13 protein-coding genes are annotated in these 15,950 nt (G+C 59.7%); 9 read left to right on the top strand and 4 right to left on the bottom strand.

Features of this window, described 5'->3' with window-relative positions:
• Positions 1–243 precede the first annotated feature (243 nt).
• The 4 genes from nagE to ACK3SD_RS12580 all read left to right on the top strand — a co-directional run bounded on the left by nagE (position 244) and on the right by ACK3SD_RS12580 (position 8,554).
• On the top strand, positions 244–2,196 hold the full coding sequence (gene nagE / locus ACK3SD_RS12595) for a PTS N-acetyl glucosamine transporter subunit IIABC (protein ID WP_481125713.1): 1,953 nt from the start codon (positions 244–246) through the stop codon (positions 2,194–2,196).
• A gap of 167 nt (positions 2,197–2,363) precedes the next feature.
• A complete protein-coding gene (glnS, locus tag ACK3SD_RS12590) occupies positions 2,364–4,034 on the top strand; it encodes a glutamine--tRNA ligase (protein ID WP_137763880.1) in 1,671 nt (556 codons plus the stop codon).
• A 358-nt stretch (positions 4,035–4,392) separates the two neighbouring features.
• Entirely contained in the window at positions 4,393–5,835 is a 1,443-nt protein-coding gene (gene chiP / locus ACK3SD_RS12585) for a chitoporin ChiP (RefSeq protein ID WP_481125712.1), read from the top strand.
• 49 nt (positions 5,836–5,884) lie between these two features.
• Positions 5,885–8,554: a beta-N-acetylhexosaminidase gene (locus tag ACK3SD_RS12580; RefSeq protein ID WP_481125711.1), complete on the top strand. Its 2,670-nt coding sequence runs from the start codon at positions 5,885–5,887 to the stop codon at positions 8,552–8,554.
• Between the two features lie 146 nt (positions 8,555–8,700).
• Here the strand turns inward: ACK3SD_RS12580 and fur are convergent, their stop codons facing one another.
• The 3 genes from fur to ybfE form a co-directional block, all read right to left on the bottom strand.
• On the bottom strand, positions 8,701–9,144 hold the full coding sequence (gene fur / locus ACK3SD_RS12575) for a ferric iron uptake transcriptional regulator (RefSeq protein WP_137763877.1): 444 nt from the start codon (positions 9,142–9,144) through the stop codon (positions 8,701–8,703).
• Positions 9,145–9,448: 304 nt separating this feature from the next.
• Positions 9,449–9,976: a flavodoxin FldA gene (gene fldA, locus ACK3SD_RS12570; protein ID WP_137763876.1), complete on the bottom strand. Its 528-nt coding sequence runs from the start codon at positions 9,974–9,976 to the stop codon at positions 9,449–9,451.
• Positions 9,977–10,293: 317 nt separating this feature from the next.
• Positions 10,294–10,581 carry a LexA regulated protein gene (gene ybfE, locus ACK3SD_RS12565; RefSeq protein ID WP_137763875.1) on the bottom strand — a complete coding sequence of 96 codons (288 nt, stop codon included), beginning with the start codon at positions 10,579–10,581 and terminating at the stop codon, positions 10,294–10,296.
• A 365-nt stretch (positions 10,582–10,946) separates the two neighbouring features.
• On the opposite strand from ybfE, the gene ACK3SD_RS12560 reads away from it, so the two are divergent.
• Entirely contained in the window at positions 10,947–11,498 is a 552-nt protein-coding gene (locus tag ACK3SD_RS12560; RefSeq protein ID WP_481125710.1) for a lipid-binding SYLF domain-containing protein, read from the top strand.
• Positions 11,499–11,505: 7 nt separating this feature from the next.
• Here the strand turns inward: ACK3SD_RS12560 and ybfF are convergent, their stop codons facing one another.
• Entirely contained in the window at positions 11,506–12,273 is a 768-nt protein-coding gene (ybfF, locus tag ACK3SD_RS12555; RefSeq protein WP_481125709.1) for an esterase, read from the bottom strand.
• Positions 12,274–12,486: 213 nt separating this feature from the next.
• On the opposite strand from ybfF, the gene seqA reads away from it, so the two are divergent.
• The 4 genes from seqA to ACK3SD_RS12535 all read left to right on the top strand — a co-directional run bounded on the left by seqA (position 12,487) and on the right by ACK3SD_RS12535 (position 15,949).
• Positions 12,487–13,086 (top strand): replication initiation negative regulator SeqA, encoded by a 600-nt coding sequence (gene seqA, locus ACK3SD_RS12550; protein ID WP_481125708.1) that lies wholly within the window; start codon positions 12,487–12,489, stop codon positions 13,084–13,086.
• Between the two features lie 24 nt (positions 13,087–13,110).
• On the top strand, positions 13,111–14,754 hold the full coding sequence (gene pgm, locus ACK3SD_RS12545) for a phosphoglucomutase (alpha-D-glucose-1,6-bisphosphate-dependent) (protein WP_481125707.1): 1,644 nt from the start codon (positions 13,111–13,113) through the stop codon (positions 14,752–14,754).
• A 150-nt stretch (positions 14,755–14,904) separates the two neighbouring features.
• A complete protein-coding gene (locus ACK3SD_RS12540) occupies positions 14,905–15,534 on the top strand; it encodes a PadR family transcriptional regulator (RefSeq protein WP_481125706.1) in 630 nt (209 codons plus the stop codon).
• Positions 15,535–15,742: 208 nt separating this feature from the next.
• Positions 15,743–15,949 carry a YbfA family protein gene (locus ACK3SD_RS12535; RefSeq protein ID WP_481125705.1) on the top strand — a complete coding sequence of 69 codons (207 nt, stop codon included), beginning with the start codon at positions 15,743–15,745 and terminating at the stop codon, positions 15,947–15,949.
• Position 15,950 lies beyond the last annotated feature (1 nt).

Below are 15,950 nucleotides of genomic sequence, written 5' to 3'. Positions count from 1 at the left end.
TACCGGTGCCACCAGGGTCGCTTCAATTTTTTCGGATAATAAAATAAGTTTTGCACGTTGACCAGTGTATCACCAATAAAAGTGGGGTTCAGGGTGATTTGACTCACAAAATCCGCGCTTTTAATTTGCGATACGAATTAATTTTTTTACACTCCGCGTAGCAGTCGTTTTCAATACTAAAGCGTAGTTATTAAGTACAGACACCGCTTGAATCGTCCGCCAACGGACACATAGGGGGAAATGGTGAATATTCTGGGATTTTTCCAACGTTTAGGCAGATCGCTTCAGTTGCCTATTGCGGTTTTGCCGGTCGCCGCGCTGTTGTTGCGGTTTGGCCAGCCAGATCTGCTAAACATGCCGTTCATCGCCCAGGCGGGCGGAGCGATCTTCGATAACCTGGCGCTGATCTTTGCCATTGGCGTGGCATCCACCTGGTCCAAGGACAACGCCGGTTCAGCGGCGTTGGCAGGCGCAGTGGGCTACTTCGTGCTGACCAAGGCGATGGTCACCATCAACCCGGCCATCAATATGGGCGTGCTGGCGGGGATCATCACCGGGCTGGTAGGCGGTATGGTCTACAACCGCTGGGCCGACATCAAGCTGCCGGACTTCCTCAGCTTCTTTGGCGGCAAGCGCTTTGTGCCGATCGCCACGGGCTTCTTCTGTCTGGTGCTGGCGGCCATCTTCGGCTACGTCTGGCCACCGGTACAAGATGCTATCCGCGCTGGCGGCGAGTGGATTGTGTCGGCGGGCGCGTTCGGTGCCGGGATCTTCGGTTTCGTCAACCGTCTGTTGATCCCAACCGGCCTGCATCAGGTGCTGAATACCATCGCATGGTTCCAGATTGGTGACTTCACCAATGCGGCTGGCACGGTATTCCACGGCGACATCAACCGCTTCTACGCTGGTGACACTACCGCGGGGATGTTCATGTCCGGCTTCTTCCCGATCATGATGTTCGGTCTGCCGGGCGCGGCGCTGGCGATGTACCTGGCGGCACCGAAAGCGCGCCGTCCTATGGTGGGCGGGATGCTGCTCTCCGTGGCCGTAACGGCGTTCCTGACGGGCGTCACGGAGCCGCTGGAGTTCCTATTCATGTTCCTCGCGCCGCTGCTCTATCTGCTGCATGCGCTGTTGACCGGTATCAGCCTGTTTGTCGCCACCACGCTGGACATCCACGCGGGCTTCTCCTTCTCCGCCGGGGCCATTGACTATGCGTTGATGTTCAACCTGCCAGCGGCCAGCAGCAACGTCTGGATGTTGCTGGTGATGGGGCTGGTGGCCTTCGCCATCTACTTCGTGATATTCAGCGCGGTAATCCGCATGTTCAACCTGAAAACACCGGGACGCGAAGATCAAACGGCCACGGCGCAGCCCGCGTCTGCGGCGGCCGGTGAAGAGGGGCTGGATGGGCTGTCACGCAGCTACATCAGCGCCATCGGCGGCTCTGCCAACCTGAAGGGCATTGATGCCTGCATCACCCGCCTGCGCCTGACCGTTGAGGACGCCGGGCTGGTGAACGATGCCGAGTGCAAGCGTCTGGGCGCTTCGGGCGTGGTCAAACTGAACAAGAAGAGCATTCAGGTGATTGTTGGGGCGAAAGCGGAGTCGATTGCGGACTCCATGAAACGCCTGCTGGCGGCTGGGCCAGTGGCGGCGACAGCACCCGCCGCGCCTGCCGCGGCCAAAGCCCGCCCATCCAAGGGCACCAAGCAAGATAGCGCGCTGAAGGCCGTGGTGGAGAGTCTGGTGGCCCCAGTGTCAGGTGAAGTCATGCCGCTCTCGGCAGTGCCGGATGAGGCGTTCGCCAGCGGGGCGGTCGGCGAGGGCGTCGCCATCAAACCGACCGACAAGCGGGTGGTCTCGCCCGCAGATGGCACGGTGGTGAAGATCTTCAACACCAACCACGCCTTCTGTCTGGAGACCAACAATGGTGCCGAGGTAGTGGTGCACATGGGCATCGATACCGTTGGGCTGGATGGCAAAGGCTTCACCCGTCTGGTGGAGGAGGGGACAGTGGTCACCGCCGGCCAGCCAGTGCTGGAGATGGATCTGCCGTTCCTCGAGGCCCATGCGCGTTCGATGATAAGCCCGGTGGTGGTCAGCAATGCGGATGACTTCTCGGCAGTCACCACGCTGGCCAGCGGCCAAGTTATCGCTGGCCAGACCAAACTGATTGATCTGCAAGGCAAGTAAATCCACTGCATTTCATCATCATGGCAACGGGAGGGGAGCAATCCCCTCCCGTTGTGCTTTTTGCCGGCATGTCCGCCGGATTTTCTGCAACAAACGGTTGTGTCCCAGCGTGGCTTGTTGGAACATAAGCGGTTATCTGTAGTGCTTTCGCATAGAGGAATTGAGCGATGAGTGAGGCTGAAGCCCGCCCAACAAATTTTATTCGTCAGATTATTGATGAAGATCTGGCATCCGGTAAACACGCTAGCGTGCATACCCGTTTTCCGCCTGAGCCTAACGGCTATTTGCACATCGGCCATGCCAAGTCGATCTGCCTGAACTTTGGCATTGCGAAAGATTATCAGGGCCAGTGCAACCTGCGTTTCGATGACACCAACCCGGTGAAAGAGGATATCGAGTACGTCGAATCCATCAAACGTGACGTGCAGTGGCTGGGCTTTACCTGGAGCGGTGACGTCTGCTACTCCTCCGACTATTTCGACCAGCTGCACGCCTACGCCGTGGAGCTGATCGGCAAGGGGCTGGCCTATGTGGACGAGCTCTCGCCGGATGAGATCCGCGAATACCGCGGCACCCTGACGTCGCCGGGCAAAAACAGCCCTTACCGCGATCGCAGCGTGGAAGAGAACATGGCGCTGTTCGAAAAGATGCGCAACGGCGGTTTCGCCGAGGGTGCGGCCTGCCTGCGCGCCAAAATCGATATGGCCTCGCCATTTATCGTGATGCGTGACCCGGTGCTGTACCGCATCAAGTTCGCGGAACACCATCAGACCGGCAAAAAGTGGTGCATCTACCCGATGTATGACTTCACCCACTGCATCTCCGATGCGCTGGAGGGGATCACTCACTCTCTCTGCACGCTGGAGTTCCAGGACAACCGCCGCCTGTATGACTGGGTGCTGGACAACATCACCATCCCGTGCCACCCGCGCCAGTATGAGTTTTCGCGTCTCAACCTTGAGTACGCCATCATGTCCAAGCGCAAGCTGAACCTGCTGGTGACCGAGAAGATCGTGGAAGGGTGGGATGACCCGCGTATGCCGACCATCTCCGGTCTGCGCCGCCGTGGTTACACCGCAGCCTCCATCCGTGAGTTTTGCCGCCGCATTGGCGTCACTAAGCAGACCAACAACGTCGAAATGATGGCGCTGGAGTCCTGCATCCGTGACGAACTGAATGAGGATGCGCCGCGCGCGATGGCCGTGATCAACCCGGTGAAGGTGATCATCGAGAATTTCGATGCTGACCAGACCCTCTCCGTGACCATGCCCAACCATCCGAATAAACCGGAGATGGGCGAGCGCGAAGTGCCGTTCAGCCGTGAAATCTACATCGATCAAGCTGACTTCCGTGAGGAAGCCAACAAGCAGTACAAGCGTCTGGTGCTCGGTAAGGAAGTGCGCCTGCGCAACGCCTACGTCATCAAGGCAGAGCGGATTGAGAAAGATGCGGATGGCAACATCACCACCATTTTCTGCCACTATGACCCGGAGACCCTGAGCAAGGATCCGGCGGATGGTCGCAAGGTGAAAGGCGTGATCCACTGGGTCTCCGCTGCCCACGCGGTGCCGGCAGAGTTCCGCCTGTATGACCGCCTGTTCAGCGAAGCCAATCCGGGTGCGGCCGAGGACTTCCTCGCCACCATCAACCCGGAGTCACTGGTGATTGCCAACGGTTTCGTTGAGCCATCCCTGGCGACAGCCCAGCCGGAAGTAGCTTACCAGTTTGAGCGTGAAGGTTACTTCTGCGCCGACAGCCGCTACTCTAGCGCCGAGAAACTGGTGTTTAACCGCACCGTGGGCCTGCGTGACACTTGGGCGGCGAAAGCCACTGCCTGATTGTTGAAAGCCTGAAAAGCGTGGCAACTGCCACGCTTTTTTCTTTATTTTCGATATGAATTAAGCAATGCCCCGCATTATCAAAAATATCACCTTCCCTGATTCTTCCTCTACAAGCTATTTCTTTGATTGATCGTTAAAAAAATCAGGCCACGCCACGTGCCCCTTGATTGCGTTTAGCGCCGTTACCTTTCTGTGCACTTTGTCATAAAGCGTAAAATTTACGCACTCCTCGCGTTGATAATTCGCGATGCGAAAAATAGATTAGCCCTTGCGTTAAGAGGGGTTATTGCCTGCCTCTGGCGCGTTTTCCGGCCGTGGTGTGGCCGGGCGTTTTTTTCGTCAAAGAGGAGTTGCTATGGTTACGCCAAACAGACAGCGTAACGGGCTGCTGATCGTCAGCAGTTTGTTGGCTGGAGCAGCGGGGCTAGCCGCCCCGGAGGCGGAAGCGGAGGGGTTTATTGAAGACTCCACGCTCTCCGGCGGGATCTACTACTGGCAGCGCGAGCGCGACCGCTGGGATCTCAACCCGACCAAAACAGTGGACGCCCCGGATGGCTCACCCACCACCATCGCCAACCCGGACTATGATCGCTACGCCACCAATCTGTCACACGCCACCGCCAACCTGAACCTCGACTTCTCCTCCGGTTACGCCTGGGACATGTTTGGTGTCGATGTGGCGGCGTTTACCGCCATTGAGCTGGCCGAGTCCAGCGACAGCGCCCACCCGAACGAAATCGCTTTCTCCACCAGCAACCGCGCCTATGAAGAGGACTATGGTGGCGACAAGAGCGGCGTCAGTCTCTACCGTGCGGCGGCGAAATTCAAAGCGGGCGGCGCGTGGGCACAGGCCGGTTATATCCAGCCGAAAGGGCAAACCTTGCTGGCACCGCACTGGAGCTTTATGCCCGGCACTTATCGCGGCGTCGAGATGGGCTACCAGAAGGATTTCCAGCAGGCGGGCGAACTGAGCTTCTCCTACATGTGGGCGGATGAGTACAAATCGCCGTGGCACCTGGAGATGGATGATTTCCGTCAGGCCGATCGGCAGACGCAGATCGATTACTTACACTCGCTGGGCGCGAAGTATGATTTTAAAAATGATTTTGTGCTGGAGGCGGCCTACGGCCAGGCTGAAGGTTACATCGATCAATATTTCCTGAAAGGATCTTACACGATCCCGGTTGCGGGCAGCCCACTGGATCTCTCCTACCAATTTTACGGGGCAGAGGATCGTGTGAGCAACAAAGACGATCCTAACAGTCTCTACGATGGGTTGGCGTGGTTGCAAGCGCTGACCTTCGGTTACCAGACCGGCCCGGCCACCTGGCGGCTGGAGGGCACGATGGTCAAGGCCGAGGGCAATCAGGGCTACTTCCTGCAACGCATGACGCCCACCTACGCCACCTCCAACGGCCGGCTGGATATCTGGTGGGACAACCGCTCTGACTTCAACGCCAACGGTGAAAAGGCGATCTATGCCGGTGTGATGGTGGATCTGAAGCGCTGGAACCTGCCCGGCGTGTCGGTCGGCGGATCGGTGGTCTACGCATGGGACGCCCACCCCAGCAGCAATCCCATCTATGACCAGAGCCAGCGGCTGAAAGAGAGCGCCTGGAGCCTGGACGCGGTCTACACCGTGCAGGATGGGCGCGCCAAAGATACCCAAATCAAGCTGCACTACACCCAATACAACAACCACTCTGACTTGCCGAGCTGGGGTGGGGGTTACGGCAACATCTTCCAGGATGAGAAAGACGTCAAGTTCATCGTGATCGCACCCTTCACGCTATTTTAACCACGCGGCAGGGTGCCGCTGCTGGCGGGCCCACCGCCCCAGACAGAGGTTGAACACCATGAAATTTACACCCACTGCGCTCTCCGCCGCGCTGTTTGCCCTGATGCTGACTACCCCCGCCCAAGCGGGCCAGCAGACGGTCGATCGCATCAGCGCCTTCACGTTGCACTACCAGATCAATGACAACCAAGCTGGCCAGCACGGCACCGACTGCCGCTCGCTGGGGGCTGACTGGGCCGCCTGCAACACCGTCACCCTGACGCTAAGCAACCCCGGCGGCGCGGTCAATGACCGCGACTGGGCGATCTACTTCCACAGTGTGCGGCAGGTGCTACAGGTTACCGATCCGCAATTTACCGTCACCCGCCTGACCGGTGACCTGCACCGCCTGACGCCGACCGCCGCCTTCAAGGGCTTCCCGGCCAAGGGCCGCACCGACATCCCGATGGTGGTGGAGTACTGGCAGGTCGCTAACAGCGATATTATGCCGCGCTGGTACGTCACCGCTGAGGGCGCGGAACCGAAAATCATCCGCAACACCGATACCGAGGATGTCTCCCAATTTGTCGGCGAGATCACGCCAGCGAACCTGAAGCGCGCCCCGGAAGATAACAACATTGCGATGACCCCGGCCACCCGTTTTGTGAAAAACCGCGATGTCGCGCAGGTGCCTGCCGCCTCGCTGCGTGGGCAGATCATGCCAACGCCGTTGCAGGTGAAGGTGAGCGCTGGCGACGTGGTGCTGGACAAAGGATTGGCGGCTGATTTGTCAGCGCTGCCGATGCCGTCACAGCAGGCGGTACGGGCGCGCATGGCACTGCTGGGCCTGACGGAGCAGCCCGGCGGCTACCCGCTTACCACCCGCATTGACCGTAACGCCTTCAGCGGCAAGCAGGCGGTCGATGGGGCCTATCGGTTGGTGATTGGCGAGCGCGGCGCGGAGGTGGTGGGCTTCGACCACAGTGGCGTCTTCTACGGCGTGCAGTCGCTGCTCTCTTTGGTGCCGGTCAATGGCGAGAAGCGCATTGCCCAGCTGACGGCTGAGGATGCGCCGCGCTTCCCTTACCGAGGGATGCACATGGACGTGGGCCGCAACTTCCACAGCAAGGCGGCAGTGTTGCGGCTACTGGATGAGATGGCGGCCTATAAGCTCAATACCTTCCAGTTCCATTTGAGTGATGATGAGGGCTGGCGCATTGAGATCCCCGGCCTGCCGGAGCTGACGGAGATCGGTAGCAAGCGCTGCCACGACCTGAAGGAGACGCGCTGCCTGCTACCACAACTGGGGTCTGGCCCCTTTAGCAACAATAACGGCAGCGGCTACTTCAGCCGGGCGGATTACATTGAGATTGTGAAGTACGCGCAGGCGCGGCAAATTCAGGTGATCCCAGAGATAGACATGCCAGCCCACGCCAGAGCGGCGGTAGTTTCAATGGAGGCACGCTATCAGCGGCTGCAACAGGCTGGCAAACTGGAAGAGGCGGAGGCCTACCGGCTGCTCGACCCGACCGACACCTCCAACACCACCTCGGTGCAGTACTACGATCGCCGCAGCTACCTCAACCCCTGTATGCCGTCGTCGCTGCGCTTTGTTGACAAGGTGATTGGCGAGATTGCCGCCATGCACCGGGAGGCGGGGCAGCCGCTCACCACCTGGCACTTTGGCGGTGATGAGGCGAAAAATATCCGCCTTGGGCCGGGCTACCAAGATCTGAAAGCGCCAGCAGACCCGACGAAAGGGGCCATCGACCTGAGCAAAGAGGATCTGCCGTGGTCGAAATCGCAAGTGTGCCAGACGCTGGTCAAATCGGGCGGGGCCACGGCCTTTGACCACCTCTCCAGCTACTTTGCCATCCAGGTCAGCAAGCTGGTCAAGGCGCATGGCATCGACCGGATGCAGGCCTGGCAGGATGGCCTGAAGGATGCGAAAGATGCCCGCGCCTTCGCCACCCCGCGTGTAGGGGTAAACTTCTGGGATACGCTCTACTGGGGCGGGGCGCAGACTGCCGGCGAGTGGGCGGCCAAGGGTTATGAGATTACCCTCTCCAACCCTGACTACCTCTACTTTGACAAACCCTACGAGGTCAGCGCCCGTGAGCCGGGCTACTACTGGGCCACGCGCGCCAGCGATGAAGCCAAGATCTTCAGCTTCGCGCCGGACAACCTGCCGCAGAACGCCGAGACCTCCGTTGACCGCGACGGCAACGCCTTCACCGCCCGCAGCGATGCCCCGTGGCCGGGCGCGCACGGCATGTCCGGGCAGGTGTGGAGCGAAACCATCCGCACCGACAGTGACCTGGAGTACCGCATCTACCCGCGCCTGATGGTGCTGGCGGAGCGCGCCTGGCACCGCGCCGACTGGGAGCTGCCGTACCAGCCTGGCCGGGAGTTCCAGGGCGGCAAGACCCACTGGGTCAACCGTGATCAACTGGCCACCGACTGGCAGCGCTTCGCCAATCTGATGGGGCAGCGTGAGATCGCGAAGCTGGATCGGCAGGGTGTCGCCTACCGGCTGCCCGTGCCGGGGGCGCGCATCAATGCCGGCGTGCTGGAGGCAAACGTGGCGCTGCCGGGGCTGGTTATCCAATATTCAGTAGATGGCAAAAACTGGCAGGCGTATAACCCGCAGGCCAAGCCCACGGTAGGGGAGAAGGCGTGGGTGCGCACCCTCAGCCCAGATGGCAAGCGCGTCAGCCGTAGTGAGGAGGTCGCCCTCTGACGACATGGCCCCGCCCGGCCAGCGCGCCGGGCAGACAACAGGCGAAAAAAAACCGCATCAAAGCGGTTTTCACTGGCAGTTACCTGCCGCTCCCGTGCTGACGGGAGCTTTATACTGCGGGGGGCGTCCTGCGTCCCGCAGATTGGTTACTTGTCGTGCAAACCTTCGTTTTCGCGACAATCACCGGCTTCACAATGACCATAGAGGTAGAGGCTATGGTTGGTCAGCTTGATGCCATGTTTCTTGGCAATTTCACGCTGGCGGATCTCAATAGATTCATCACTGAATTCAATCACTTTACCGCAATCAAGGCAGATCAGGTGATCGTGGTGCTGCTGCTGCGTCAGCTCGAATACGGACTTGCCGCCTTCAAAGTTGTGACGGGTCACGATGCCGGCGTCGTCGAATTGGTTCAGCACGCGGTAAACCGTGGCCAGACCAATCTCTTCGCCCATATCAATCAGCTTCTTATAAAGATCTTCCGCACTGACATGATGGCATTCCGGATCTTGCAGCACTTCCAGGATCTTAAGTCTGGGAAGCGTGACTTTCAGGCCGGCCTTCTTTAATGCGGTGTTATTGTCAGTCATGCGGATTCTGTCCTGTTACTATGCTATTCACGTTGAGGCATACAGCCTATGACATCAGGCGGCGCAACGGTTTTAATTGCGTCTCATTATAGAACTCACGGGTTCAAAAGAAAACGCCGCCTGTTAACGCCGTTCGCGCCATTGTTAATACACTGTTGCAATGCGTTGATGGATAGGAAATACACCGGCGCCAGTGTACCCCGATACTGTATAAAGTTACAAACTTGTAGCCGATCTTTTGGTGTCTGGCGGGATAAATCCGGCCCGTTCGGTCAGAAATCGACACCCCGGGCCGTGAGGGAGCTTAGCCGATGATCTCAGCCAGGCTCAGCTCTTCGGAGATCTGCTTCACCCAAGCGTCGACGCGCTCGTTGGTCAGCTCCGGCTGGCGGTCTTCGTCAATGGCCAGACCAATGAAGTGGCTGTCGTCGGCCAGGCCCTTGGAGGCCTCAAAGTGGTAGCCAGCTACCGGCCAGTGGCCGACCAGCGTCGCGCCGCGCGGCTCGATGATGTCACGCACGGTGCCCATCGCGTCACAGAAGTACTCCGCGTAATCTTCCTGGTCGCCGCAGCCAAACAGCGCCACCAGCTTGCCGTTGAAGTCGATCTCTTCCAGCGTCGGGAAGAAGTCATCCCAGTCACACTGCGCTTCGCCGTAATACCAGGTCGGGATGCCCAGCAGCAGGATGTCAAACTTTTCCAGATCTTCTTTGCTGCTCTTGGCGATGTCATGCACTTCCGCCACATCGGCACCCAGTTGCTTCTGGATCATTTTGGCGATGTTCTCAGTGTTTCCGGTGTCAGATCCGAAGAAGATTCCCACTACGGCCATATAATTCTTTAACCTCTTGTTCTTAATTAATTTACCTGCCATTGACAGGTGCGGATGCTGCTGATGATAGCAAAGTCACCGCGGGGTGAACATCATCACGCCGCCGCGCCCAGGGAGCCAGCCGGCTTCCCAACAGCCAGAATGGTCAAATATTCTATCGGCCAAATGGCGCGGGTGTTATCGCCTTTGTGTGCTTGCGGCGCTTTTTTCCTGCATTGGTGCCCTACGATCAAAGACATCCGCGGGCAAGCGTTAGGGAGGGCGGGGGAGGAGGCAGGGCCATGCTGGCGGCGAAGGGTGTCACCGCCGGCAGGCCGTCAGGCGTCGTCTTGCTGCTTGCGCAGTTGCGCCAGCAGCATCTGCTCAATCAGCTCGCTGCGGCTGATGTTCTGCTGCTCCGCCAGCTTATTGAGCGCGTCCACGGCGTCCGCGTTGATCTTCAGCTCTACCCGGCGCAAGCCCCGCACCTTGTCGCGTCGCAACTGGTTACGTTTGTTGATCCTGAGCTGTTCATCACGGGAGAGTGGATTGGTTTTTGGGCGTCCCGGCCGGCGTTCATCTGCGAACAGATCCAGCGTGGTGCGATCCGTTTGTTCTTTTGCCATAGGTAGAGGTACGACTAAGGAGTCAACATCTGCCTGCGCCTGAGCACAGCCGGATGGCTCGGTGAATACATGTTGAGGTCAATCAACCTTAACCCACTTTACCGCCGCCGCGCGGCGTAACCGACGCTGACGGGGCAAGACATAGCGCGCCATAATACCCCAGCACGCGCGGCCTGAACAATGCCTAACTGCCTGTTCGGCTTCATCTGTTGGCGTTTCACCCCGTTTCTCACTCCGTGCGATCAATCGGGGCGGCAGGTGCCAGAGGTGGAAAAACCTGACAGAATACGCGCCTTCTGCTCAGGGATTAAGCATAAATGTTTGATATAAAATACTTTAAACCATTTTTACCCGTGATGATTGCCATGTTGGTAGGGGGATGTGGCGCGCAGGGCGACACCGCCGCCCAGCAACGTCAGGCCATCCAGACGCTCAAGCAGGACACGCTGAAAGAGGTGCGCGCCCGCTACCCAGAGGCGACCAACGCGCTGGCCCACGCCAGCGGCTACGGGGTATTTGCCGCCAACAGCAGCAAAATCATGGTGGTGGGATTGGGGTCGGGCTATGGCGTGGTGCATGACAACCGCAGTGGGCGTGAGACCTATATGAAGATGGCGCAGGCCGGTGCCGGGCTGGGGCTGGGCATCAACCAGACGCGGACGCTGATGGTGTTCCACACCCCTGAGAGCCTGCATGGCTTTATCGACAATGGTGTGATGGTCGGGGCCAGTGCGCAGGCGGCGGCCAAGTATCAGGACAAGGGTAAGGCGCTCTCCGGCAAGGCGATCAATGACGCCCTGCCGGAGGAGTTGCGCGCCGCCAGCGGCGTCAGCCTCTATCAGGTGACAGACAACGGGCTAGTGGCGCAGGCGATGGTCAACGGCTACAAATACTGGCCAGACAGCGCGCTGAACTGAGGGCCGGTCAGGCTTCTGTCAGGAAGCGATCGATGGCGCGCAGCACCGCCTCTGGTTTTTCCGCATGGACCCAGTGGCCGGTGCCAGCCACCACGTGGGCGCGCGCCTGCGGGAACTGGCGCGCGATCTCATCGCGGTAGCTCTCCTTGATATAGGGGGAGAGGCCGCCGCGGATAAACAGCGTCGGGTGCGGCCAGGTGGGGATCGGCTCCCAGCCGGTGATGTGCGCATACTGCTCCCATAGCACTGGCACATTGAAGCGCCACTCGCCCTCATGGAACGACTTCAGCAGGAACTGGATGACCCCCTCCTCAGCGAGATGGTCACGCATCAGGGCGGCGGCGGCGCTGCGCTGGGTGATGCCCGCCTCGCTCACCGCGCGGATGGCGGCGAAGATCTCGTCGTGGCGGCGGGTCTGGTAGTCCACCGGCGCGACGTCAATCACCACCAGCTTGTCCACCACCTCCGGGGCGACGGCGGTGAGCGCCATCGCCGCCTTGCCGCCCATTGAGTGGCCAATCACGATGGCGCGCGGGATAGCCAGCTCCTCAAGCAACTGCTTCAGGTCGGCGGCCATCTCCGGGTAGCGCATACCCGGCGCGCGTGGCGAAAGGCCGTGGTTGCGCATGTCGACCTGCACAATCGGGTGGCGGTCGCGCAGGCCGCGCGCCAGGATGCCAAGGTTATCAAGGCTGCCGAACAGGCCGTGAATCAGCACCACCGGCAACGCCCCCGCCGGCGAGTGTTCAGTTTGTAAGCGATAATTCAATTTCATAGCGAAGTTCGTACTGAGAGACAATCCGCTTAGGGTATCATGGCAAACAGCGATCTTCCCCATGATTGAGAGACGGCAATGCGCCCGGCGACGTAGCAAATTTGGGTAATAGTCTGCATTTTAGGTACGACCTGAAGGAAGCTGTTCGCGAAACCGGATTAGCTTGTATACTCTTTTCGATTGAATTAAGTAGAAAAACAGTACTGGATAAAGATGAAAACTATTGAGGTTGACGAAGAGCTCTATCGTTATATCGCGAGCCACACCCAGCACATTGGTGAAAGCGCGTCCGATATCCTGCGCCGTATGCTGAAATTCACACCGGGCCAGCAGGCACCGGCGCGCGCCGCGACAGCCAGCATGGCCGCCCAATCGCAGGCCCAGCCTGCCCCCGCGCCGGCCCCGGTGCAGCCGCAGGCCGCCGCCCCCTCCGTGACCGCGCCAGCCCCGGCCGCGCAGCCGCGTGACAAGGTGCGGGCGATGCGTGAGCTGCTGCTTTCGGACGAATACGCCGAGCAGAATAAGGCCGTCAATCGCTTTATGCTGGTGCTGTCAACCCTCTATAGCCTGGCGCCGCAGGAGTTCGCGGCGGCGACAGACACGTTGCACGGCCGCACGCGCACCTACTTTGCCGGCGACGAGCAAACCCTCCTCCAGAGCGGCAACCACACCAAGCCCAAGCCAGTGCCGGGCACGCCGTACTGGGTCATCACCAATACCAATACCGGTCGCAAACGCAGCATGATTGAAACCATCATGCAGGCCATGCAGTTCCCGGTGGAACTGACCGATAAAGTTTGCGGCACCATTTAATTTACGCGAAAGGGAGAAGTGCCGGTGGCCAATCATCCACGCGCAGGGCAACCTGCTCAGCAGAGCGATTTGATTAATGTGGCACAGTTGACGTCGCAATATTACGTATTGCAGCCGGAGCCGGGCAATGCCGCACACGCGGTGAAGTTCGGCACCTCCGGCCACCGTGGTAGCGCGGGCCGTCACAGCTTTAATGAAACGCACATTCTGGCCATCGCGCAGGCGATTGCCGAGGTGCGCAAACAGCACGGCATTACCGGGCCGTGCTACGTGGGTAAGGATACGCACGCGCTCTCGGAGCCGGCCTTCATCTCCGTGCTGGAAGTGCTCACCGCCAACGGCGTTGACGTGATTGTCCAGCAGGACAATGGCTTCACCCCGACCCCCGCCATCTCCAATGCCATTTTGGTGCACAACCAGAACGGCGGCGCGCAGGCCGACGGCATCGTGATTACGCCGTCCCACAACCCGCCGGAAGATGGCGGCATCAAGTACAACCCGCCGAACGGTGGCCCGGCTGACACCAACCTCACCTCGGTGATTGAGAAGCGCGCCAACGCGCTGCTGGCCGATGGCCTGAAGGGTGTGCAGCGCCAGTCGCTGGACAAAGCCTGGCAGGGCGGCCACCTGCATGAAAAAGATCTGGTGCAGCCCTACATTGAGGGCCTGACCTCCATCATCGACATGCCAGCTATCCAACGCGCGGGCCTGAAGCTGGGCGTGGATCCGCTCGGCGGCTCCGGCATCGCCTACTGGGAGCGCATCGCCGAGCACTACCAGCTCGACCTGACGCTGGTCAACAACGAGATCGACCAGACCTTCCGCTTCATGCACCTCGACCATGACGGCATCATCCGCATGGACTGCTCCTCCGAGTCGGCGATGGCTGGCCTGCTGGCGCTGCGTGACAAATTTGATCTGGCCTTCGCCAATGACCCGGATTACGACCGCCACGGCATCGTCACGCCGAAAGGGCTGATGAATCCGAACCACTATTTGGCCGTTGCCATCCAGTACCTGTTCCAGCACCGCCCGCAGTGGGGCCAGGATGTCGCGGTAGGCAAGACGCTGGTCTCCAGCGCGATGATTGACCGCGTGGTGGCCGATCTGGGCCGCAAGCTGGTGGAAGTGCCCGTGGGCTTCAAATGGTTTGTGGATGGCCTGTACGACGGCAGCTTTGGCTTCGGCGGCGAGGAGAGCGCAGGCGCCTCCTTCCTGCGCTTCGACGGCACGCCGTGGTCCACGGACAAAGATGGCATCATCATGTGCCTGCTGGCCGCCGAGATCACCGCGGTCACCGGCAAGAACCCGCAGCAGCACTATGACGGGCTGGCAGAGCGCTTTGGCGCGCCGAGCTACAACCGCATTCAGGCAGCCGCCACCCACGCACAGAAGGCCGCGCTCTCCAAGCTCTCCCCAGAGCAGGTGAAAGCTGACCAACTGGCCGGTGACAAGATCACCGCCCGCCTGACGGCGGCACCGGGCAATGGCGCGGCCATCGGCGGCCTGAAAGTCATGACCGACAACGGCTGGTTCGCCGCCCGTCCGTCCGGTACTGAGGAAGCCTACAAAATTTACTGTGAGAGCTTCCTTGGCGCGGAACACCGCGAGAAGATCGAGAAAGAGGCGGTCGACATCGTGGGCGAAGTATTGGCGAACGCCAAATAACCCGCGGCTAACCGCATGATTAAGGCGCTGTTTCGACAGCGCCTTTTTTTATGCCTGCAAAATGAGCAAAAAGATCTTGCCGGCATCGTGCATCGCCGTTATTTTAGATATATCTAAAATAATTCGATATATCTAAAAACAAGGTGACTGATGATGAATGAAGAGATGACCACTCGCAAACCCGGCGGCCGCCGTCGCCGTGACAAAGTCTATAACCTGATCCGCCGCGGTGGGCACCATGAGCACCGGGGCGGCCATGAGGGGCGCCGGCGCGGCCGGGGTGAGAAGCTGCACCGGCTGTTTGAGCACGGTGAACTGCGCCGCGTGCTGCTGGCGCTGGTAGCCAAAAAGCCGAGCCACGGCTATGAGCTGATCAAGGCGATTGAGGTGGCCTCCTCCGGGCTGTATGTGCCTAGCCCTGGCGTGATCTACCCGACCCTGACGCTGCTGGAGGAGCAGGATTTTCTGGTGGCAGAGGCGGCAGAAAATGGCCGCAAGCGCTACCGCATCACGCCAGCAGGCGTGGCAGAGCTGGCGGAGCACCAGACGGCGGTGGATGTGATCTTCGCCCGGCTGGCGCAGGTGACGGCGAACCGGGAGGGCAATCTGGCCGAGGGGATCGCGGAGACCATGAAGCGCCTGAAACACGCATTGCGCAGCAATATGATGCGCACCGACCTGAGCGCGGAGCAGATCGCGCGCGTCAATCTGGCGCTGCAAACGGCGGTGGAGAGCATTGAGCAGGAGCTGGCCGCCGCGCCACGGGAAGAGGGCGAATAGGCGCGGCAAGGGCGGGTATTATTTAACCTGAAATTAGCGACTATTTAGCACTCCTGTAACTTAATCACGCCATTGGTAAGGATCCGATCAAAAAAGTGAAAAAGAGTGGTCGGAGGAGTAGCCATAGCTCATTGTGCAGGGTAATATTTGAGCTAGCTCACATAATCACCGTGATTAACTTTCAGCGAAACGTTTCAGGAGGAACAGTATGCCAATCTATACCGCCTTTCCCCGCCACCGGGTCCTGATGCGCCGCGGCGCAGTCATCGCCGCTGGGGCGCTGGCCCTGCCGGTGATGCTGCTGCACCGCGATCGCGCCCGTTTCTATAGCTACCTGCACCGCGTCTGGCACAAAACCAGCGACAAGCCGGTGTGGCTGGCGCAATCCGAACTGGCGGCGCAGGATTTCTATTGAT

It is taken from the genome of Chimaeribacter sp. YP20170169, assembly GCF_056739715.1.
Note: the sequence above shows the minus strand (reverse complement) of the source record. Positions and strands in the feature narration are given on the sequence as shown.

Bases quoted from the DNA above. Each gene is read 5' to 3' on its own strand.
- glnS (WP_137763880.1), top strand. From the start codon at position 2,364: ATGAGTGAGGCTGAAGCCCGCCCAACAAATTTTATTCGTCAGATTATT.
- chiP (WP_481125712.1), top strand. From the start codon at position 4,393: ATGGTTACGCCAAACAGACAGCGTAACGGGCTGCTGATCGTCAGCAGT.
- fur (WP_137763877.1), bottom strand. From the start codon at position 9,144: ATGACTGACAATAACACCGCATTAAAGAAGGCCGGCCTGAAAGTCACG.
- fldA (WP_137763876.1), bottom strand. From the start codon at position 9,976: ATGGCCGTAGTGGGAATCTTCTTCGGATCTGACACCGGAAACACTGAG.
- ybfE (WP_137763875.1), bottom strand. From the start codon at position 10,581: ATGGCAAAAGAACAAACGGATCGCACCACGCTGGATCTGTTCGCAGAT.
- ACK3SD_RS12560 (WP_481125710.1), top strand. From the start codon at position 10,947: ATGTTGGTAGGGGGATGTGGCGCGCAGGGCGACACCGCCGCCCAGCAA.
- ybfF (WP_481125709.1), bottom strand. From the start codon at position 12,273: ATGAAATTGAATTATCGCTTACAAACTGAACACTCGCCGGCGGGGGCG.
- seqA (WP_481125708.1), top strand. From the start codon at position 12,487: ATGAAAACTATTGAGGTTGACGAAGAGCTCTATCGTTATATCGCGAGC.
- ACK3SD_RS12540 (WP_481125706.1), top strand. From the start codon at position 14,905: ATGATGAATGAAGAGATGACCACTCGCAAACCCGGCGGCCGCCGTCGC.
- ACK3SD_RS12535 (WP_481125705.1), top strand. From the start codon at position 15,743: ATGCCAATCTATACCGCCTTTCCCCGCCACCGGGTCCTGATGCGCCGC.